21 protein-coding genes are annotated in these 20,812 nt (G+C 63.4%); 4 read left to right on the forward strand and 17 right to left on the reverse strand.

The annotated features are described in order from the left end of the window. The first annotated feature begins 56 nt into the window (after window positions 1–56). Entirely contained in the window at window positions 57–863 is an 807-nt protein-coding gene (locus ACOGXD_RS00235) for a beta-ketoacyl-[acyl-carrier-protein] synthase family protein (protein WP_419917423.1), read from the forward strand. Between the two features lie 12 nt (window positions 864–875). On the opposite strand, the gene ACOGXD_RS00240 is transcribed toward ACOGXD_RS00235, so the two are convergent. Continuing rightward, the gene (locus ACOGXD_RS00240; protein WP_419915940.1) at window positions 876–2,042 is read right to left on the reverse strand and encodes a serine hydrolase domain-containing protein; all 1,167 of its coding nucleotides are present in this window, start codon (window positions 2,040–2,042) and stop codon (window positions 876–878) included. 355 nt (window positions 2,043–2,397) lie between these two features. On the opposite strand from ACOGXD_RS00240, the gene ACOGXD_RS00245 reads away from it, so the two are divergent. After that, window positions 2,398–3,390, forward strand: coding sequence for a CapA family protein (locus tag ACOGXD_RS00245; RefSeq protein ID WP_419915941.1), 993 nt, complete (start codon window positions 2,398–2,400; stop codon window positions 3,388–3,390). 6 nt (window positions 3,391–3,396) lie between these two features. Here the strand turns inward: ACOGXD_RS00245 and ACOGXD_RS00250 are convergent, their stop codons facing one another. Then, window positions 3,397–3,525 carry a hypothetical protein gene (locus tag ACOGXD_RS00250; RefSeq protein WP_419915942.1) on the reverse strand — a complete coding sequence of 43 codons (129 nt, stop codon included), beginning with the start codon at window positions 3,523–3,525 and terminating at the stop codon, window positions 3,397–3,399. 110 nt (window positions 3,526–3,635) lie between these two features. Here ACOGXD_RS00250 and ACOGXD_RS00255 point away from each other — a divergent pair, with 110 nt between their 5' ends. Beyond that, window positions 3,636–4,622: a DNA-methyltransferase gene (locus tag ACOGXD_RS00255; RefSeq protein WP_419915943.1), complete on the forward strand. Its 987-nt coding sequence runs from the start codon at window positions 3,636–3,638 to the stop codon at window positions 4,620–4,622. Here ACOGXD_RS00255 and ACOGXD_RS00260 read toward each other — a convergent pair. The 5 genes from ACOGXD_RS00260 to ACOGXD_RS00280 form a co-directional block, all read right to left on the reverse strand. Then, window positions 4,546–4,986, reverse strand: coding sequence for a hypothetical protein (locus ACOGXD_RS00260; RefSeq protein ID WP_419915944.1), 441 nt, complete (start codon window positions 4,984–4,986; stop codon window positions 4,546–4,548). The two genes, ACOGXD_RS00255 and ACOGXD_RS00260, sit on opposite strands and share 77 nt — an antisense overlap. Further along, complete coding sequence (locus ACOGXD_RS00265; RefSeq protein ID WP_419915945.1) at window positions 4,986–6,953, reverse strand: AAA family ATPase; 1,968 nt, start codon at window positions 6,951–6,953, stop codon at window positions 4,986–4,988. Before ACOGXD_RS00265 ends, ACOGXD_RS00260 begins: the two co-directional genes overlap by 1 nt. Next, window positions 6,950–7,183: a hypothetical protein gene (locus ACOGXD_RS00270; RefSeq protein ID WP_419915946.1), complete on the reverse strand. Its 234-nt coding sequence runs from the start codon at window positions 7,181–7,183 to the stop codon at window positions 6,950–6,952. The genes ACOGXD_RS00265 and ACOGXD_RS00270 overlap by 4 nt, the downstream gene beginning before the upstream one ends. Then, a complete protein-coding gene (locus ACOGXD_RS00275; protein ID WP_419915947.1) occupies window positions 7,176–9,002 on the reverse strand; it encodes a DEAD/DEAH box helicase family protein in 1,827 nt (608 codons plus the stop codon). The genes ACOGXD_RS00270 and ACOGXD_RS00275 overlap by 8 nt, the downstream gene beginning before the upstream one ends. 510 nt (window positions 9,003–9,512) lie before the next feature. Then, the gene (locus tag ACOGXD_RS00280) at window positions 9,513–11,963 is read right to left on the reverse strand and encodes a CaiB/BaiF CoA transferase family protein (RefSeq protein ID WP_419915948.1); all 2,451 of its coding nucleotides are present in this window, start codon (window positions 11,961–11,963) and stop codon (window positions 9,513–9,515) included. Window positions 11,964–12,120: 157 nt separating this feature from the next. On the opposite strand from ACOGXD_RS00280, the gene ACOGXD_RS00285 reads away from it, so the two are divergent. After that, the gene (locus ACOGXD_RS00285; RefSeq protein WP_419917424.1) at window positions 12,121–12,588 is read left to right on the forward strand and encodes a PPOX class F420-dependent oxidoreductase; all 468 of its coding nucleotides are present in this window, start codon (window positions 12,121–12,123) and stop codon (window positions 12,586–12,588) included. 25 nt (window positions 12,589–12,613) lie between these two features. Here the strand turns inward: ACOGXD_RS00285 and ACOGXD_RS00290 are convergent, their stop codons facing one another. From ACOGXD_RS00290 to ACOGXD_RS00335, 10 genes are all read right to left on the reverse strand, one after another. After that, on the reverse strand, window positions 12,614–12,982 hold the full coding sequence (locus ACOGXD_RS00290; RefSeq protein ID WP_419915949.1) for an MmcQ/YjbR family DNA-binding protein: 369 nt from the start codon (window positions 12,980–12,982) through the stop codon (window positions 12,614–12,616). Window positions 12,983–12,996: 14 nt separating this feature from the next. Then, on the reverse strand, window positions 12,997–13,785 hold the full coding sequence (locus ACOGXD_RS00295; RefSeq protein WP_419915950.1) for an enoyl-CoA hydratase/isomerase family protein: 789 nt from the start codon (window positions 13,783–13,785) through the stop codon (window positions 12,997–12,999). Between the two features lie 49 nt (window positions 13,786–13,834). Next, window positions 13,835–14,227, reverse strand: a complete 393-nt coding sequence (locus tag ACOGXD_RS00300; RefSeq protein ID WP_419915951.1) for a MaoC family dehydratase — start codon at window positions 14,225–14,227, stop codon at window positions 13,835–13,837. Further along, window positions 14,224–14,673 carry an FAS1-like dehydratase domain-containing protein gene (locus ACOGXD_RS00305; protein WP_419915952.1) on the reverse strand — a complete coding sequence of 150 codons (450 nt, stop codon included), beginning with the start codon at window positions 14,671–14,673 and terminating at the stop codon, window positions 14,224–14,226. The genes ACOGXD_RS00300 and ACOGXD_RS00305 overlap by 4 nt, the downstream gene beginning before the upstream one ends. Before the next feature lie 50 nt (window positions 14,674–14,723). Beyond that, the gene (locus ACOGXD_RS00310; RefSeq protein WP_419915953.1) at window positions 14,724–15,017 is read right to left on the reverse strand and encodes a hypothetical protein; all 294 of its coding nucleotides are present in this window, start codon (window positions 15,015–15,017) and stop codon (window positions 14,724–14,726) included. 6 nt (window positions 15,018–15,023) lie between these two features. Beyond that, a complete protein-coding gene (locus tag ACOGXD_RS00315) occupies window positions 15,024–15,776 on the reverse strand; it encodes a Phenylacetic acid catabolic protein (RefSeq protein WP_419915954.1) in 753 nt (250 codons plus the stop codon). Between the two features lie 57 nt (window positions 15,777–15,833). Next, on the reverse strand, window positions 15,834–17,726 hold the full coding sequence (locus ACOGXD_RS00320; RefSeq protein ID WP_419915955.1) for an ATP-binding cassette domain-containing protein: 1,893 nt from the start codon (window positions 17,724–17,726) through the stop codon (window positions 15,834–15,836). 13 nt (window positions 17,727–17,739) lie between these two features. Then, window positions 17,740–18,627, reverse strand: a complete 888-nt coding sequence (locus ACOGXD_RS00325) for a branched-chain amino acid ABC transporter permease (RefSeq protein ID WP_419915956.1) — start codon at window positions 18,625–18,627, stop codon at window positions 17,740–17,742. Continuing rightward, complete coding sequence (locus ACOGXD_RS00330; protein WP_419915957.1) at window positions 18,624–19,397, reverse strand: ABC transporter ATP-binding protein; 774 nt, start codon at window positions 19,395–19,397, stop codon at window positions 18,624–18,626. The genes ACOGXD_RS00325 and ACOGXD_RS00330 overlap by 4 nt, the downstream gene beginning before the upstream one ends. 98 nt (window positions 19,398–19,495) lie before the next feature. Then, window positions 19,496–20,722 (reverse strand): ABC transporter substrate-binding protein, encoded by a 1,227-nt coding sequence (locus ACOGXD_RS00335; protein ID WP_419915958.1) that lies wholly within the window; start codon window positions 20,720–20,722, stop codon window positions 19,496–19,498. Window positions 20,723–20,812: the final 90 nt, after the last annotated feature.

The raw sequence follows: 20,812 nt of genomic DNA on the forward strand, positions 1-20,812 counted from the left end.
TCGTGCTGGATCGCAAGGGCGCGCGCCGGGTATCGCCATTCATGGTCCCGATGATGATGCCGAACGCCCCTGGTGCGGCCATCTCCATGAGGTACGGCCTCGCCGGGCCCTGCGAGGTGCTCACGACTGCATGTGCGGCAGGGACGCACTCGATCGGGTACGCGGCGCGGCTCATCCGCCTCGGCGTCGCCGATGTGATCGTGGCCGGCGGCTGCGAGTCGGTGATGACGCCGGTGGGCACTGCCGGATTCGTCAACATGACCGCCCTGTCGAACAGCGGCATCTCGATGCCGTTCGACAAGAACCGCGACGGCTTCATGATGACCGAGGGCGCCGCCACCCTGGTGCTCGAGGAATGGGACTCGGCTGTCGCGCGGGGTGCCACGATCTGGGGCGAGGTGCTCGGCACCGCCTCGAATGCCGATGCCCACCACATCACCGCACCGGCGCCCGGCGGCGCAGGCGCGCTGCGCTGCATGCAGCTCGCCATCGATGACGCTGGCCTCACGCCCGACGACATAGTCCACGTGAACGCGCACGGCACATCGACCCCGCTGAACGACGCAGCTGAAGCAGAAGCGCTCAACAAGCTGTTCGGGCCCAACGGTCCGCTCGTGACCTCGACCAAGGGTGTGACGGGCCATGCGCTTGGCGCAGCAGGCGCGCTGGAGGCCATCGCCGTGCTGCTGGCGATGCACCACCGCAAGATCCCGGCGACGGCCGGCTGGACGACACCCGATCCTGAACTCGCGGAGTTCCGCTTGGTGACCGGTCAGGCGGCCGATTGGGAGCCAGGCCCCTCGATCAGCAACTCATTCGGCTTCGGCGGCCATAACGGCTGCGTAGTGCTCGGCCCCGCCTGAGCGGGCACGCGATTAGAGGCTGTCGTACGTGGCAGTCTCGATGGCTTCGTACAGGGCGTACGAGCGCGGGTCTGCGAACGGCACCTGCTGGCTGATGTAACAGCCGGCCACCTGATTCTGCAGGTCGATCCAGAAGTACGAGTTGGCCAGCCCCGCCCACATCAGGCCCCCAGCAGGGCGGCCCGTCGGCGCTGGCTCCTCGTTGATCTGGAACGTCAGGCCCCACGACTTCTCGACACCGGGGAAGAACTCGGCGTCGAACGAGTACGGCGGGATGGCCGTCGGGAGCATGGTGACACGCAGGTCGCCCATCGCGTTGCTGACCATCTGCGCATGCGTGCTCGGCGCCACCACCTGGTTCCCGTCGAGGCTGCCGCCGTTCAGCATCATGGCCAGGAAGCGGCAGTAGTCGTCGACGGTGGAGTACAGACCGCCGCCGCCCATCTCGAACTCGGGCTCCTGCGGGATCTCGAACGGCATCTCCACCAGCGAGCCGTCCTCCATCCGCGCTTGCATCGCCGAGATGCGGGAGCGCATGTCGTCGCTGATCTTGAATGCAGTGTCGGTCATGCCCAGCGGCTCGAAGATGTTGTCGGCCATGTACTCGCCGAGCGACATCCCCGAGGCGGCCTCCACCATCTGACCCGCGTGGTCGATGCCGGTGCCGTAGAACCAGCGATCGCCCGGGTCGAACAGCAGCGGGATGGTCAGCGTCTGCTTCTGGCACTCGATCACGCCCGGCGTGCCGGTCGCCTCTTCGTACTGGCCGAGCTCTGGGCTCCAGATGTCGTACCCCATGCCGGCGGTATGGGTCAGCAGGTGACGCAGCGTGATGTCGCCGTTGCGGGCACGGGTGACCGGGTTGCCGTCGTCGTCGAACCCGGTCAGCACGTCGAGTTCGCCGAGCAGCGGGAGTACCTCTTTGCCTGGGCTGTCGAGCGAGAGCTTGCCCTGCTCCACGAGCTGCATCGCCGCCGTACCGGTGATGGCCTTGGTCATCGAGGCGATCCAGCACACGGTGTCAGTCGACATCGGAACGGCGCTGTCGGCGCCGCGGGTGCCAGCCGCAGCCGAGCAGATCTCGCCGTCGGCACTGATGACCTTGGCCACGGCGCCCACCACGTCGCCGTCGGCGACGCCCCGGTCGAGAATCCCTTGAACTGTGTCTCCGAGCGACATGTGCGACCTCCTGATCAGCCTGATGCAGCGCCGGAACGGGCTTGTTGCAGCGCTGCGAGCGCGACGCTAGTTGGCTACCGAACGGTGCAGAACGCCTGCCATACGCTTCCACGCCATGGCGTTGCGCCGCGCTGGTTCACTCATTGCGACACTTGCCTTTCTGGCGGTGGCGTGCAGCACCAGCCCCGTGCGAGTCGTGCCTCCCCCTCCCAAATCAACCGAGGCTCCGGCGATCGCTCAGCCGGCAACCACCGAAGCCGGGTCCGGTGGTGCATTGGGCGAAGTCACACTGTCGACCGCCTCCGCCACGTCAGCCGCATCAACGACTGCTGCAGCAACCTCGACGACTGCCGTCATGCCCACAACGACACAACCGGATCTGACGTGGACGCTGCTGGCGGGTGGCGACGTGCTGATGGACCGCAGCGAAGCAGCCGGCGTCGAGCCATTCGGCGGCATTGAGCCGCCTCTGGGAACAGCAGACATAGCGGTCGTGAACGTGGAGATGGTCATCAGCGAGCGTGGTGAGCCCGCCGACAAGAAGTACGTATTCCGGGCGCCGCCTTCGGCGGCCGAGCGGATCGCTGCGGCCGGGGTGGATGTGGCCAACCTCGCGAACAACCACGCCATGGACTACGGCCCCGACGCACTGGTCGACACGGTCGACGTCCTCGAGGCCAACGGCGTGATAGCGCTCGGCGCGGGCGCGACCAGCGGCGATGCGTACGGGCATCGGGTGATCGAGGTGCGCCCCGGTGTGCGCGTTGCGTTCGTGGGCGCCTCGATGGTGGTGCCGCTCGGGTTTCCGGCTACCCAGACCCGTCCGGGCATTGCGTCGGCGTACCAGCGCGACCGCGTGCTCGCCAACGTACGGGTGGCTGCGAGCGAGGCCGACGTGGTGATCGCCGTGCTCCATTGGGGCATCGAGCGCATGACCTGCCCGGAGGGTCGTCAGCGCGACTTCGCCTTCGAGCTGCTGCACAACGGTGCCGACGCCGTCATCGGCCACCACCCCCACGTGCTGCAGCCAGTCGTGTTCGACGACGGCAAGCTCGTGGCCTACTCGCTCGGCAACTTCGTGTGGCACTACCGGTCGGGCATCACCGGTGACACCGGCGTGCTGCAGATCGACTTCGACGGTGCCGAGATCGTGGGCTGGTCGTTCCACCCGCACCTGCTCGACATCAACGGAGCGCCCGTGCCTGCCGTTGAAGGCGCTCGGGTCGATCGGATCAACGACATCGTGTCGGGCGACTGCGCCCGACACCAGCCGCCCCCGACCACCGCGGCGCCGGAACCTGAGGCAGACCCCGAGGACGAAGTCGAGTCAGACGACGAGAGCGAGTAGCGCGCCTCAGGCGAGCACTTCGGCCGCGGCGAGATCGGCGATCCGGTCGGCGTCGTAGCCCAGGAACTCGGTGAGCACCTCGTAGTTGTCCTCGCCGTGGCACGGCCCGCCCCGCCACACCAACGGTGTCTTCACGTAGCGCACATCTGGCAAAGGTGGTTCCGGCGAGCATGCCCCCTTCATCGATACGTCTCAGCAGCAAAATGTCCCGAGCTTCAGGGAAGGCACGGGATACCATCATCGCTGTGTCGCAACCGGCTTCTCTAGGACCCCGGCAAGGTCCTGCCAAGGGCTACGCGACACCCAATGGGTTGATGCTCACGTCCACCATCGAAGAAGCTCTATCGAGCCAGCAAATGCAGCAGGTCAAGGGCAAAATCGACTTAATCCTGACTTCACCCCCATTTCCCCTCAACCGCAAAAAGAGCTACGGCAACTTGACGGGTTCAGAATACGTAAATTGGCTTCGCAAACTGGCCCCGCCATTGACGCGCCTCCTGGCTCCCAACGGCTCCATAGTCCTCGAAATCGGCAATGCATGGGAGCCGGGAAAACCGGCAATGTCAACGCTACCTCTAAAAGCACTCCTGGAATTCCAAGAAGCAGCCAATCTGCACCTATGCCAACAGTTTGTAGGTCACAATCCAGCTCGTCTACCTGGGCCCGCCCAATGGGTCACCATAAAACGAGTACGGGTTAAGGATTCCTTCACCAATATATGGTGGCTTTCAAAGACACCCCACCCTAAAGCCGATAACAGACGAGTACTGCGACCATACAGTGAATCCATGAAGCGTCTTCTCAAAAGGCGCGACTATAATCGAAGCACTCGACCGTCGGGTCACAACATCAGTGGTGACACATTTCTTGCCGATAATGGCGGGGCAATTCCATCCAACGTGCTCGAATATGCGAACACGCAATCAACCGACCCCTACCGGCAGTATTGTATCGATAATGATCTACCCATACACCCAGCTCGCATGCAGCTAGGTATTATTCAATTCTTCGTAGAATTCTTGACGGAGCCTGGTGATCTCGTGCTCGATCCTTTTGGCGGCAGCAACTCTACAGGTGCCGTCGCCGAAGATCTCGGCCGTCGGTGGCTAACGGTAGAACCGAACGCTGATTATGTCGCCGGCTCGATCGGAAGATTTACACAGCACAGTCTTCTGAATCACTCGGCGCAAGCATATCATCCAAGAACTGCTCCAAATTTAGCTCATTCGTGACCAACTGCTTATGCAGGAAGCTGATCCCTGCGATTGCCAAGTACTGCGATTGCCGATACGGATCAGCGCCGTATTCCGGACGATGACACCTAATCATCTTCGCTAGAGTACCTTCTGCTGTATCGAGGCGCGCTATGTTCTCGGTTTCTAACTCGGGGCCTGCGACTACCCGAAACTTATTCACCAGTCGCTGCCGCTTCATGGCATCAGTGACTGTTACTCCCCTGGCCAGCGCTATGGCGACACCCCAACGGTACAAATCTGCTTCCTCACGGAAATAGGGGACTTTGTCCAGAATATCGGTAATCTGCTCATTTGCCGTCTCGCTGAGTCCAACTTGCGCAAGGTCATCATTGTCTGCCATCAAACTGACTCCGTTACTGAACTGCCTTCAAATTCATCAAACGTGATGTGATAACTTCTCGAAGGGGTGATTCCCTGTGCAGCAATTTCTTCCGCCGTATACTCACCGGAGTGAACCATAAGTACTGTTTGCTGCGGTAGAGTGCCTACCCATTTTAGAATTCGACTACGGTTGCCGCGGTCGATCCGGCCGGCTGGAGTATCCATCACCATCGGCGCATCATGCACTGCCGCCCGATTGAGTCCGCCAATAAGCGCCAGCGTCACCAGTTGCTGTCCTCCCGCAGATGGAATTGGCATGATGTCGCCGTTATCATCTACCGGAGAAACACGATAATCCTCGTCGATGCGAATCGCTCCTGAGCTTTCATCTGCCATAAGACGCTGGAATACTTCGCTCGCTCCGTCTTCGACTCGTGAACGCGCTTGTTCGCGAAACCCTATCAATGCTGATCGCATCGCGTTCACTGCTATTCGTGCTGCCTGTGCTTGACGTTGGATGCTAGGATCAATTGAAATTCTATTGATCTGAGCCTGTAGCTTCTCGATTAGCGCGTCCTGTTCGTCTAGATCAGACTGCGTGGCTTCAATGTAGCCTTCGGTATTCGTAATGTTGTCGTTGATATCCACTAGTCGCTGCATTTCAGCTTCGAGATCGCTTCGCGGTCGATCACTATGTTGTCGACGCAATGACTCGGCTTCATTGCCATCCGCATAGATCTCCGAGATGAGATCTAGACGGTGGTTTTCAAGGCTGTTCAGCAGCTCACGTCCGCCGGACGGACGAAACTCCTCTAGTGCCTCAAGGCGGTCAAACCAATCACGTAGCGATGCAATGGCTTGATCCGCCTGTTGATCACCGGAAATTGAAGTGGCCTGACGTTCAATATACTCGGAGGCAACCTCATCTAGCTCATGGCCGCACAGTTCGCAAAATCCCTGAAGCACTGATTTCTCAACCAGACGTTCAATCGAACCTTCGATCCCGGTCGCGAGGAATTCTTGAATGCGTCGGTCTGTCTGGTCTCGCAACTCTTCATTTGCGTTAGATAGAGCTATCCAATACTGCTCCGAAACAATGGCTTGCATTTGTCGCTCAGTCTCTTCGCGCTTCTCCGTGTTCCGGGATACGTTTTGTTCAAGAGTCGAAAGGCGGCCCAGTTCTCCTGAGAATTCAACGAGTGCACCATACCTCGATTGGATTTCAGCGGCCTGGGTCTTCCAATCCTCCACTTGGTCCCGGTATTGCACTATCTCAGATGTCAATTCAGACGACCTATGGCGCGCTTCTTGAAGCTGGTCAGCTAAGCGGTTTTCTCTCTGTTCCTTGCGTACCAAGCTTGCTTGAGCCTCGCCGGCTTCCTTCGCGATAGAGTCCATTTCCGAATAGAGCCTCAAGGCCGCCGTCCCAACCGTCAACTCGACAGCTGCCTTTACGCGCCTATCCTTCTCTTGAGGATCCTCTAGCCATCGCTCGTACTGAGACAGTAGTTCACCATCGAAGAAATAGAACTGAGATGCATCACGATGCAATACTTGATTGATTCGCTGAGGAATCTCTTGCCGTACAATCTGGCTGTCGTCAATTTGCAAGAACACTTCTTCGGGACCAGGCTCCCCACCTCCCTCGGGGGCAGATCTAATGCTGCGGTCCAGCCGCCATTCATTGCCTTGATGTGTCCATTCCAGGGACACTTGCATGTGCCACGTCTCGGCATCTGCAGCACGATTGTTGACCAACACGTTGTTATCGGCGCCATACGCGTCATACACTGGAATCATCTCGCCACGTCTGCCAATGGCGCGGCCATACAGGCACCAGTTCAGCGCCAAAAAGAGTGCGGTCTTCCCAGACATATTTTCGCCGAAAAGAACTACTAGGCCGCCGTCCTCGCCGCAGTCGAGTTCCAACTGATGACGGCCAAAATATGATCGAAAATTCTCGAGCGTAATTCGCTTCAGCCTCATGACTCCACCGCCTCTGCCACTGTGCGAATGTAGGCGCGGAACTGGCGGCGGAAGGCGGCCTTATCGATATCGAACTGATGCTGCCACGCAAGTCCGATTATTCTGTCGGCGAAATCGTCAGGTAGCCAGTCAAGCTCATCCTCTGATTCCAAAATTGATCGCTGCAAGGCTTCGCGTACAATTCGACGCGCCTCTTCGCTTAGATCGTCAACTTCAGCCAATTCAGTCACTCTCGACCTCCAATTCTCCGTTCTCGTAGTCAATATGCTCGTCTTCGTAGTAATTTGACCAGCCATCGAGCTGCCATCGGACCTGACGGGCGTTGATCGCGTCGGCGCCGAATGTTCGCGCGCGCTCTAGTTCCGAGCCGAATACTTGAACTCCATATTCTTCATCGTTGCGTGCAACAAGGAAGTCGTGGATCGAGGCGCGAAGTTTGCCCGGTGCTGTACGCAGAACTCGGCCGCGTCGCTGTATGTGCTCTCTTGGATTGCTAGATGAAGCCAATACGAGCGCATGAGTCACTACCGGGATGTCTATGCCTTCGTCAAGGCATCGTACAGATAGCAGGATGCCACCTATGGACTCGAATCGATCAAGTGTGTCAGGTTTGGACGAGTCCATCGAAGCCAAATAGCGTGCAACCGGCAGCCGGCTAGGCTCAAGCGCCTCCTGGAGTAGATCAAGTTGTCTTGTAGAGTCGCAGTACACGAGCCAACGCTGGCCTGTGTCATATTGCTCCTCTAAGATCTGCTGTGCACGTACGACCTTTTCACTTGCATTCTTGAGGATCCGCGACCGGCGAATACAGGCCATCAGGACGGAAGCATCCAATTGGCCGTCAGCCGAACTATCTGAGTTCCCCTGCAACGCAGCAATGCGTCGGGTCGCTTTGTTGTATTCTTCTTCCTCGTCCTCGGTCAATGTCACCAGGTGTAAGTGGTACATGTACTCCACCAGGCGAGGAGGATCTACCAACTGCGCCTCTCTGATACCAAACGGCGGCTCCAAAATATCTCCAAAATAGTCGAATATGATCCCCGTGCCCTCCGGATCCCCCATTCGTTCTGGTGTAGCACTAAGCCCTAAACGTGCGCGAGCATCAAACTCCAATACGTTCCTTCTCAGCGGCGAGGCGACCTTATGGACTTCATCAACCACTAACAACATGTTCCGAGCTGCATGTTTATGTCGTATGAAATCAACAGTGGCTGCCGAATCCATCGTAGCGATAGTAATGAATCGCCGACTTCTCCGCCCCGGTGCTAGTGCATTCCGAAGGTGGGTGCGCCATCGCGGGTCAGCATTTGTGCCACCGACCTGCAGTACTGCTAGTTCGAACTCTGACAGCTCTTGGCGTAGTTCGCGTTGCCATTGATCAGTTAGTAGATCAGTTGGTACTACGATCAGCACTGTTGCATCCGGCTCAGATGCCAGCCAGTCCCGTATGCAGGCGATCGCTGTTATGGTTTTGCCGCCTCCCGTTACATGATCAACAATACCCCGACGTGCACTACGCCACGCATCCAGAACCTGCAGCTGGTGATCATGAAGTCGCTTCGGGGCCGCGACCGACCGTCGGGTCGTACGTCGTGAACCCATTCGTACACGCTCAATTGCGATCTGGGGATCTGGTTGGGCATGTTCCCGCAATAGCTCTTCAGCGACATCAGGCAAGGCCCTTACAACTACCCTCGGCCGCCTCGATTGCCATAAGTCATCAAAATAGACTTGATCTTCCGATACACGTTCTCGATCACCACTGATCCAAGACCGAAATACTCGAAATCGCTCTTCATTATGAGCCCAAGCCATGTAGGTCTCATTCGGGGAGCCTTCGAAACTAAGGAAACTGCCTTCACGATCGCCAAATATGCCGACCTTGGTGTGAAAGATACCTAGTTCTGTCGGATTGTACGCGATCTTTACTTCCAATGACCCAGCCACAATCATTGTTGCGAGCAGTTCGATGACTGGCAGAGTGTCCGGGTTCCGTAGGGCGTCTTGAATGTCCCGAAGGATCGCATTATCAGCTTCCGGTGAGGACATTGATGCTTGCCTTATAGTTACCTGATCCTCTGGCGCCAAACTCGGTGAACATATTAGGCGCATGCGTCCTTGGCGGAGTATAAAGTCGGATATTGCTATCGGTACAAGATGAAATACCGAACTCCTGAAGTAGCCAACTGCTCTATCGTATGTGCACGCACGCGTTAGAGCTGGAAGGTAGAAATGATCGACGAGATCGCTCGTGCTCGCTTCGTAGAGTGACTTGAAGTCATAGCTTGGTAGCACGTTTGGTATCGCTATCCGAGATCCGCGTTCGATTGTTCCACTACAGCTCAATCGCCGGGCAGCGTAGTTCAAATACTTGCTCGCGACCGGAGCTGCGGGACGCTAGCTTCGACATCGATCACCAAGGCAGCGCACTGCGACATGACGGTGTCTACGTGGCCATCATGTAGCCAGAATCACTAGGTACCCTGCCGCGGGCTGTGAGGGTGCTAGCACGTTGCAGCGCCGAGCCCGTCGCCTCCGAATATTGCTGGCCGAAGTTGCTCAACCGAGCACTTCGGCGGCGGCGAGATCGGCGACCCGGTCGGCGTCGTAGCCCAAGTACTCGGTGAGCACCTCGAAGTTGTCCTCGCCGAGGCACGGCCCGCCCCGCCAGACCACCGGTGGCGTTCGGGACATGCGCGTCCGGCAGTGTTGCGTCCACATCGTGCCGCGATAGCTCTGGGGCACATTGATGTGGTGTTCGCGCGCCTGCAGCTGCGGGTCGTCGCAGCAACCTTGGGCGTTGTTGACCGGGTACGCGTCGATGCCGCTGGCCTGCAGCGTTTCGGCCGCCTCAGCGTTGCCGCGCCCCGAGGTCCATGCCGAGATGGCCTCGTCGATCTCCGCCGCTCGCTCGCGGCGTGCGGCTTGATCCCAGCCGGCGGCATCCTCGCCGGTGAGCCCGATGGTGCCGGCCAGCGCCGCCCACCGGTCATCGGTGCAGGCGATCGCCACCCACTGATCCTCGCCAGTGCTCGGATAGACGCCGTGAGGGCTCATGTGCGGATCCTCGTTGCCGCACCGCTGCTGGTCCCGGCCGTTGATCGAAGCGTCGAGGATGGCCGGCGCTAGGTAGTGCAGCGCCGCTTCGGTCTGGGAGATATCGATGTAGCAGCCGGTGCCGGTGCGGTCGCGTCGTTCGAGTGCCGCCATCAGCGACGCCACGATCACCCGCGGCGCCAGGAAGTCGGTGTAGGGGCCGTACGGGCCCGCGGGACCGCGGTCGGGCCAGCCGGTGATCTCGTAGAAGCCGGCGATCGCCGCCGCCATGAACCCGTAGCCGGCCAGGCTCGAGTACGGCCCGCTCTGGCCGAGCAGCGAGCTCGACAGCATGATGATCCGCGGGTTGATGGCCGAGAAGTCGTCGTAGCCGAAGCCCATGCGCGCCGCCGCTCCCGGCGCCCAGGATTCGGTGGTGATGTCGGCCCACCGGATCAGGTCCTCCACCACCTGGCGCGACTCGGGCTTGCTCAGATCGAGGCTGAGGCTGCGCTTGCCCGCGTTGTACACGCCGTAGCCGACGCTGTTGTCAGGATGGGCTTCCTCGTCGACGAACGGGTTGACCGTGCGCATCGTGTCGGGCCGGCTCTCGGTCTCGACTTTGACGACCGTGGCGCCGTAGTCGGCCAGGATCCGCACTGCCGACGGCGTGGCGATCACCCACGAGAACTCCACCACCTTCAGGCCGGCCAGCGGCAGCTCGCTGCCGTCGGAGGCAGGGCCGTCAGCGGCAACCGCCGTCGTCGCATGGGGTTGCCGGTTGGTGTCGACGGTGTCGTTGCCGGCACCGAGCTGGGGAACGACGGGCGCGCGCTCAGGAGCGTCGTCGCTGAAGTGCACCAGCGGGCCGCAATAGCGAGCTGTGCGACCGTCATCGAATTCGATGTCGCGCCAGAACTCGCGATCGGCGAAGTGTGGGTTGGACAGCAGATCGCTGACCAGCGCCGATGGTGTGATCAAGATGTTCCGGTCGAACGCGGCCGCCCACAACTCCTCGGTGGTCTTGGTGGCCAGGAAGCGGGTGTGGGTAGCGAACGACTTGCCGATGATCTCGGGCGAGCGCTGGCCGCTCAGGACCTCGGTGGCGACAGTTTCCCAGTCGACCGCCTGGAGCTCTTCGTCGGCGAAGCCCTCCTCGGCCTCCCACTCCACGAGCCGCTGCGTGAACGGCGCGAATGCGGCACCCATGAGCGCGACGCAGATGGTGTTGCCATCGGCGCAGGGGAACATCATCGGGATGTCGATACCGCCGAGGCTGAGCCCACCTGCGAGGCGTTCCACGGCGTTGGCGTTGACCCTCGGCGACAGGTTCTGCGGCTGACCGTGCGTCATCGACTCCATGGCAGAGATGTCGATGTGCTGGCCTCGGCCGCTGCGCTGCGCCTCACGCAGCGCGACGAGCGTCGCTGCAGCGGCGTCGCCGGCAGCCTGCAGGAAGCTCTGTGGCACACCTGAGACCCGCACGGGAGCGCGGTCCTTGTCGCCGCTGGCATGCAGAAAGCCGCTGCCGGCCACCGCTGTCAAGTCGGAGCCTGCCCAGGTGCTGCGGGGACCGGTCGAGCCGAACGGCGTCACCGATGCGTGGACGATGGCGGGATTGACGGCCGCCAGATCGTCGTAGGCGAGTCCCAGCGACGCCATGTGGCCGACCGGCGCGTCCTCGATGAGTGCGTCTGCGCCTGCGACGAGGCCGAGCAGGCGCTCGCGGCCCTCAGCAGTCGACAGGTCTGCGGTGACGCTCTGCTTGCCCTGGTTATAGGCCCAGTGAGCCAGCGAACGCTCCGGGTCTGGTTCGTCGTCGACAAAGGGACCGCTGTGGCGGCTCTGCACCCCTTCAGGTGGTTCGACGCAGATCACCTCCGCGCCCAGGCTGGCGAGCATGTAGCCCGCGAACTGGCTGATGCCCCCGCAGAGATCCAAGACCCGGTAGTGCTGCAACATCTCGAATGTCACCCCTCATATGTGCCGGCTCGACGCACGGCGTGGGGCTGATTCTTCCCTGTACGCGCCGGTCATGTGAACCAACGGGCCGGGAGCGGCTTCCGCAGTGCCGAACGGCAGAAGATCGGCGAGACTGCCCGAGCTGTTGGGCCGAGCCAGGGAGTACCAGATGGTGTCGATAGCGACTGACCGGATCGTGGAATGCGACGAGCTGCAGGAGTTCGTGCGGGAACGGCATCACGGCGTGCTGCTGACGCTCCGGCGGGACGGTCGCCCGCAGGCATCGCTAGTCACCATGGGTCTCGACGAGGCCGGCGATGCGGTGCTCGTCAGCAGTTACCCCGACCGGGCCAAGTCGCTCAACCTCCGGCGCAACCCCCAAGCGTGGGTCGTCGTGATGTCTGATGCGTGGAACGGCGAGTGGGTGCAGCTCGAGTGCCGCGGCGAGGTCGAGGACCTGCCCGAGGCCATGGACGGCCTCGTGGAGTACTTCCGGGTGATCAGCGGCGAGCATTCCGACTGGGACGAGTACCGCGAAGCCATGGCCCGCCAAGACAAGGTGCTGCTGCGCCTGCACATCGAGAGCTGGGGGCCGATTTCCAAGGGAGGCTTCCCCGCTCGCCTCGCCGGCGACTAGCGGTGGTGCTCAGGCATTCATCAGCTCATTCGCCGTCGAGCTGTCGTATGAGGGTCGGAGGTGCTTTGAGGCGGTAGCTGTCCTCGATCCAGTCGGCGAGGTCGTCGAGGCCGACGTCTGCCATGCGGACCAGCACGGCGCCGTAGCCGTCGTAATGCGGCACGGTGAACAGCGCATCGGGATGGTTGTCGAGCAGCACCTGCTTCATGTCGAGCTCGCAGAACACCACGAGCACCTCCGTGTCGAGCACCGAGTCGCGGTTGTGCTCACGCTCGCTCCACATCCGGCAGACCAGCTTCTTGCGGACTTTCAGCGCCGGCGTCCCGTACGACGTCGATTCGGCCATCTCCGGCAGAGCCATGCCCAGCCGCCGCACATCGTCGAACGTGGCCATCTAGAACGCGCCCGCTAGCGGCCTTGCCAGTCGGGAGTGCGGCGTTCGAGGAAGGCGCTCGCTCCTTCGGCGTGGTCGGCGGTGGTCTTGAGGACGCTCTGGCCGAGACGCTCGAGGCGCCGGCCGGTCTCGTGGTCCACATCGGTGCAGGTGTTGAGGACGGTCTTGGCCATGCCCAGCGCGAGCGGCGCGAAGGCAGACATCTCTGCCGCGAGCTCCAAGGCCGCGTCCACCGCTCCGCCCTCGGGGGCCACTTCGGTTGCGAGGCCCATCGCCTTGGCGTCGTCGGCACCTACGTTGCGCGACAGCATCACGAGTTCCTTGGCACGGCCCAGCCCGACGTAATGCACCAGCCGCGAGCAGCCGCCCGAACCGGGAATGAGCCCCACCTTGGCCTCGGGCATCACGAAGCGGGCATTCTCAGCAATCACCCGGAAATCGCACGACAGCGCCAGCTCGAAGCCGCCGCCCGCGGCCACCCCGTTTACCGCGGCGATGACGGGCACTTCCAGCGCCTCGATCAGATCGAACACTGAGTGGATGCCGCGGGCCACGGCACGGAATCCCCGGGTCCCCATCTCGGTCAGATCGCCCATCTCGGAGACGTCTTCGCCAGCGGAGAACGCCCGACCCGCACCGGTGATGATGAGCGCCCTGATGCCGGTGGCCATTGCCGTGTCCTCGACGGCGTCGCGCATCTCGGCCCGCATGGCGGCGTTCCAGGAGTTGAACTTCTGCGGCCGGTTCAGCGTCAGGACGCGGACACCGTCGCGGTCTTCGCTCAGCAGGTGCTCATAGCTCATGGGTTCTCCCTCGTCGTCAGGATTGCTCGGGCGGGGTTGCCCGTGCTGGTCACTCGTCGGGGTCACCGCGCATCACCACGATGCCGGTGGCGACCACGTCGCCCCGCTGGTTGCGCAGCTCCACGCCCCGATCCAGTTCGCCGAAGCTCACCGGCGACACCGTCACCTCGTCGCCGGGAAAGATCGGCCCCCGCAGGCGGACGTCGAGGTTCAGTATCGCGTCGGCGCCGAACCGTGCGATGAGCGCATCGAGTGCGAGAGCGGTCGTGTGCGAAGCCTGCACCACCACATCGGGCAGCCCCGCTGTGGCCGCGAACTCCGGGTCGGTGTGCACCGGGTTGGGGTCGCTCACGCCGTCGACGAAGCTGCGCATGGCTTCGGGCGTGATGGCAGGCGCGGTCACCGGCGACAGGTCCAGCTCGCTCATGCGCTGCTCGCTCATGATGCTGACTCCTCCGCCGCGCTGCCGTCATCTGCGGCAGCATCCTGCGACAGCTCGCCGGCCGGCTTGCGCTCCACGAACACCGTCCGCTGACGCTGGATCAGCTCGCCGTCTGCATCCCGGTATTCCGACAGCACCGTGGCCAGATGCAACGTCCCCTTGTCGATGATGTCCTCCACCGACACCACCACCGACACCCGCTCGCCCGGGCGGAACGAACGGTGCCATTCGAACGACTGGCCGCCGGCGAGACCCCGTTCGAGGCTGAGATCGATGGGCCCGACCACCGAGTCGCCGCCGCCCACGGTCGGCCCGAAGAACGGCAGCCGCAGCGCCACTTCCTCCGCATGAGGCGTGCCCAGCGCATCGACGAGCAGCGCCACCGAGTCGGGTTCCACCACCACCTCGGTCTCTACCAGCACTTGGCCCAGTGTCTCCAGGTTCACCTCGACACCTCGCTACACACCATCTCGCCCGACGCTCTCATCCGACATGCTCAGTTCGAGCTCAGCAGCTGCCAGACCGCTACGAGCAGGTCCTCGTCGTCGCCGGCTGTGGGCGGATCAGATGCCGGCCGCATGTCCCAGCCGTAGGGCTTGTTGATGACATGGATGCGCGGCTCCGGTGTCGAGCGGTCGCCCCGGTCGAACGCACCCACCACGAGCGTGTGCTCGCCTTCGGCCACCCAGAAGCACTCCCAGTGCGCCGACGACGACGTCTCGATGAAGGCCACCTCAGGCGCCGGCCGCGTCACCTTGACGGCAAGCCCGCCCGCAGCTGCGGGGTCCATAGCCGGCTACAGGAACCGGCGGTTGAGCCGGTTCGGCGGCACCTCGATCCCCAGATCGATGAGCAAGGGCCTCGTGTCGGCGATGTACTGCCTGCGGAGATCAGCGTTGTTCTTCTTGCGCAGGCCCCACCGCACGTACGCGTCGCCGAAGTCGGAGTCTGACCGACCGAACATGTCCAGCGCCGCGGGCCACCAGAAGTGGATCTTCTCGTTGGCCTCGGCGAGGCCCTCGGGCGTCTTGCAGATGAGCCGCAGATTCCGCAAACCGAGCGTGCAGTGGAACAGCTCTTCCTTGTGCACGCGCGTCGCGATGTCGAGCAATGGCTTGTAGGGCACGCCGTCCCAGGTCTCGCCGATGTACACGCCCACCCGGTCGATGAGCGCATGGAAGTACGACAGGTCGCAGAACGTCTCCATCGGGTGCCGGAACGCGTACTGCTCGATCGGCCGGTCGACATGGTCGACACCCAAGCCCGCCAGGATCTGGGCATTGATGATCCCGTGCTCCACTTCCTGCTGCATCAGCTTGACGAGCAATCCCTTGGTGGCCTCGTCGGGCGCGAATCGCAAGCAGCGGTCCCACAGCTTGGTGAGCAGGTCGGTGTAGTGCGGGTTGGCGCTGTTCTCGACGTGGTAGCTGAGCATTCGCACGAGCAGCTCGTGGAACTCGGCGGGAATGTCGGCATCGCCCTCTTTCCAGATGCGCTGCGGCTCGCCATCTCGGGAGAGCTCAGGGCGTTCCAGCGTTGACGTGCTCATGTCATCCTCACATCGTCAGGGTCTCGGCGACTCCCCGCCCGCAGCATCCGAGAGTACTCAGGCTCGCCCCTCAGCGTCGCTCTCGGCTCCGAGGTAGGCCGCTCGCACGGCAGGGTCGGCCTGCACCTCGTCGGGCGTGCCGGCACTGATCACCTGGCCCTGATCGAGCACGTAGATGCGATCGCTGATGCCGGTGATGAAGTTCAGGTCGTGGTCGATCACCAGCACGCCTGCATCAACCGCGGCAGCCATGTGCCGGATACGCCCGATCATCTCCGCAGACTCGGCGTCGCTCATGCCGCTGGTGGGTTCGTCCAGCAGCAGGTAGGCCGGCGCCATGGCGGCCGCTCGGGCCAACTCCAGCCGTCGCGCACTGCCGTAGTCGAGCTCGCGGGCGCGGCGGTCGCGCACATCCCAGAGTCCGGCTTCGGCGATCAGCGCGTCAACCGAGGGGTGGCTCCCCGGCCGGTGCTGGGCGGCTACTCGAGCAGCAAGCTCCACGTTCTGGCGCACGGTCAGTGCGCCGAACAGCCGCAGGTTCTGGAACGTGCGCAGCAGTCCGGCGCGGGCGATCTCGTGGCTCGGCGCACCGGTCAGCTCTCGCTCGCCCAGCTTGAACCACCCTGCAGACGGCTCGACGATGCCGGTGATCACGTTCACCAGCGTGGTCTTGCCGGCGCCATTGGGGCCGATCAAGCCCACAACCTCGTCGGGCGCAACCGAGAGCCCTGCGCCATCGAGCGCCCGGAAGCCGCCGAAGTCGACAGCGAGATCGTGCACCTCCAGGGCTGCGCCCTCGCGATCGACCTCAGCGTGCAACCCCACGGGCGCGACTTCTGCCAGCGGCTCGGGCTGATCCTCCCGTATTCGGCGCCGCCAACGGCGCCACAGCCACGCGTCCAGCTCCCAGTCGCCCAGCAGACCGTCGGACCTGAAGATCATGAAGCCGAGCATCGCCAGGCCCAAGAAGACCGTCTGCAGGTTCTCACGGAAGATCCAGTCGAGCGGCCCCGCATCGAGGCTGAGCCCGAACACCTCGAAGCCGTCCTGGCCGAGGCGGCGGGCCAGTTCGCGCCCGACGGTCATCACCGCCACGCCGACGAGCGCCCCGGTGACGCTGTTGCGGCCGCCGACGATCAGCATGGCCAGCGTCAGCAGCGTGTAGTTGAAGAAGAAGTCGTCGGGCAGGATCGAGCCGTTCTCGTACACCCGCAGCGACGACCCGACGCTCACCACCACCACGGAGATGAGCAGGGCCGCGGTCTGCTGCACGAGCGGGTTCACGCCCATGGCGCGTGCGGCCAGATTGTCCTCACGGGCCGCAGCGGCGAGCTTGCCGCTGCGACTCTGCGCGAACAGCCTCGCCAGGATCAACGCCCCCAGCAGGCACAGGTAGATCGGGATCCTGCTGTCGAGCGCGGCCCCCACCTTGAAGGTGAGACCTGCGCGGTTGCCGCCGGTCAGGTCAGGCCAGTTGCGCGCCACCTCATGGGTGACGAACAGCAGCGCCAGGGTGATCACCGTGGCCGCGACGGCCCCGGATTCGGCACCCGAGCGCGCCAGGCCGATGCCCACCACGAGCGCCACCACCACGGTCACCCCGATGGCCACCACAACGGCCAGCGCCGGGTTCAGCAGCACGTCGTTCAAGCCGAATGGTGCGTCGGGGATGCGCTTGAGCTTCTCTTCGGGGCTGATGGCCAACACCGCGAAGGCGTAGCCGGCAATCGCGCCGAAGCCGATGTGCCCGAACGACAGCACACCGGTGTTGCCGACGTAGATCTGGATGCCGAGCACGATGACGGCGTCGATCAGCATCACCGTCACCAGGCGCTCGGCGGCTCGGCCCTGGAAGCTCTCGTAGATGAGGCCGCCGGCCAGGAATACGGCGAAGAGCAGGGCGCATCCGGCTATGGGGAAGCCGACATCACGTGCGGGGCGCGGGAACATCAGATGCGCTCGTTCACACCCGCACGGCGTGCTTGACGGTGACCAGGCCCTGCGGCCGGAAGATGAACAGCAGGGCGATCAGCAGGAACACCACGCCCTCGGTGAGGCTGGCGATGCTGTCGGGCAGGCGTGAGCGCAGCAGCACCTCCGCCAGCCCCAGCGCGAGCCCGCCGATCACGGCCCCGCGAAGGCTGCCGAGACCGCCGATCAGCGCGGCCAGCACGCCCTTGAGCATGGGCGTGATGCCGGCGCCGGGGCTGATGCTGCCGGCTCGCATCAGCCAGAACACCCCGGCGATGCCCGCCAGCAGACCCGACAGGGCGAACGCCCCCCGGATCACGGTGTCGGAGCGCACGCCCATCAGGCGGGCCGTGTCGAAGTCGGCGGCAGCCGCCCGCAACGACAGCCCGAACATGGTCCGCTGCAGCAGCAGCGTGGTGCCGATCAGTGTCAGCACGGTCACCACGATGACGACGGTGTCGTACACCTCGATGTTGAGCGGGCCGACCGAGTAGGTGTTGGTGACCCACGAGGGCCGGTCGAACGGCTTGACCGACGCCGACACGTACAGCAGGAAGATCGCCGAGATCACGAAGTGCACGCCGAACGACGTCAGCAACAGCGTGAAATCTGAGCTGCCCCGCACCCGCGAGAATGCCACCCGCTCGATCGCCAACGACGTCAATACCGCGCTCAACACGATGAGCGGCGTCACGATGTACCACGACCAGCCTGCACCGAGGGTCCACAGCGCAACGTAGCCGCCGACGGTGATGAGCTCGCCGTGGGCGAAGTTCAGCAGGTGCATGACGCCGAAGACGACCGCTACGCCCAGCGCCAGCAGCGCGTAGATGCTGCCCCGGCCGAGGCCGTCGATGAGGTTCTGCGCGAGCTCAGTCACGCCGCGCTGCCTCCGGTGCCGTTCGGCGCGGGCGCGCCTGCGGCGGGCAGCCCCTCATCGGCCGCCACGACCGATCCGACGAAGGTGTCGAACAGGTCGTCCCGCTGGCTCAGCTCTTGGCCCGTGCCCGAGGCCACCACCTCGCCGCTGCGCAGCACGTAGGCGCGGTCGGACACCTCGAGCATCCGTGCGGCGTTCTGCTCCACGACGAGCAACGTACGGCCCTGATCGCGCAGCGTGCCGATCAGCTCGAACACGAGGTCCACCAGCACGGGGGCGAGGCCCAGCGAGGGCTCGTCCATCATCAGCAGTCGGGGGGCCGACATCAGCGCTCGCCCGATGGCGAGCTGCTGCGCCTCGCCGCCCGACAGATAGCCGGCCGGGACGTCCCACTTCTCCTTGAGCACCACGAAGCGCTCGGCCATCTCGTCCAGCAGCTCTGCGCGCTTCGACGCAGGCACGGTGACGCCCCCGATCCGCAGGTTCTCCTCCACGGTGAGGTCAGCGAAGATGCGGCGGTGCTCGGGCACAAGCGCCACGCCCGAGCGCAGGAGCTGTTCGGGCGAGCGGCCGGTGATGTCCCGCCCCTCGAAGGTGACGCGCCCCTCGGCCGGCGTCAGCAGCCCGGCGATGGACGACAGCAAGGTGGTCTTGCCCGCGCCGTTGGGCCCGATGAGGCCGACAACCTCACCGGACCCGACGCTGAGGGCCGCGCCGCGCAGTGCGGCTATGGAGCCGTACCGAGCGGTGAGGCCTTCGACTTCGAGCATCGAACTCGCAATCTGCTGCCCATGTCCGCTGGGCGTTGGGGTCCGCTGCGACGGTGCCGGAACGGACCTGCTCGAGGGCGCGCTACTTGATGTTGCGCTTACTTGATGGTGATGGTGTCGACGAGCACATCCTCGCCGTCCACGATGCGGTTGATCGGCACAGCCTTCGGCGGGATGCCGTTGGTGCCTTCGTAGGTGATCTCGCCCGACAGCCCCTGGAATCCGGAGATCTGCTGGACGGCCTCGCCGATCTGGGCGGTGTCGTCGCAGCCGCAGTCGAGCATGCCCTGGATGCCGATGAACATCGAGTCGACATAGAGCGCCATGAAGCCACGGCTCTCGAGCGCCTCGCCCTCGTGAGCCTCGAATGCAGCGAGCATCGAATCGATGCGGTCGCCCGCAGTGATGCTGGTGTGCGGCGTGTGGGCGATGCCCTCGTTGTTCGCCTCCACCTGGATGCCGGTGGCATCCAGCGCGTCGGTGCCGACGTAGGTGAGGCTGTCGAGACCCTGGCCTTCGAGCTGGCCCCGCAGCGCGGTGACCTGGAAGCCCAGGGCCGCCGAGAAGACCACCTCGTTGTTCTCGGAGATCTGGGCGATCTCGTTCACCTGCGAGGAGAAGTCGGTGTCGACGAACCAGACGTAGGTCTGCACGCTCACCACCTCGCCGCCGCCGGCTTCGAACGCAGCGATGAACGCATCGGGATTGACTCCGGTGTAGGGAATGCCCTCGCCCTCGGTGAACACGATGGCCCTTGTGATGCCCTGGTCGAGCGCCCACTGGGCGGCCGCACCCGACATCTGGTGGTCGTCGAAGGTGACCAAGTACGAGTTGATGGACGCATCTGCCAGCGTCGGCTCGGTGGATGCCGCCACGAACAGCGGGACGTCGCCGCCGGTGGTCTGCAGGATCGGCAGCGCGAAGTCGGCGAACGGCGGGCCGATCAGGAAGTGCGCTCCCCAGTCCAGGAGGTCTTCGGTGGCGAGCGCAGCGTCGTCGCCCACTTCGGCCACGCGCACTTCCACCGGCCGGCCGTTGAAGCCGCCGCGGCAGTTGGCGAGCTCGGCGATGTACGGCACGAGCTTCGAGCCCGGGATGTCGACGAAGCCGACCACGTCGCTGAAGTCCATCGCCATACCGACACGGATCGGGTCGCCGGTGGGCGCCTCTTCGCAGTTGGCGAGATCGGCGCTGAGGATGTGATCGATGTCGATGCTGGACATCGTCTCGCCGGCGGCGTCGCTGCCCGTGGTGTCGTCGTCGCTTCCGCATGCGGCACCGAGCAGCGCAACTACGGCCAGCAAGGCCAATGCGCGTCGTTTCATGATGAACCCCTCCCGTGGATCGGAGCCGATGCTAGCCCTCCGCTGAGAAAGGCTCGTATAGCTTCTGCTGATCGCCCCGGCCCGTATAGC

Source organism: Candidatus Poriferisodalis sp. (genome assembly GCF_965204125.1).
Classification (GTDB): Bacteria; Actinomycetota; Acidimicrobiia; order Acidimicrobiales; family Poriferisodalaceae; genus Poriferisodalis.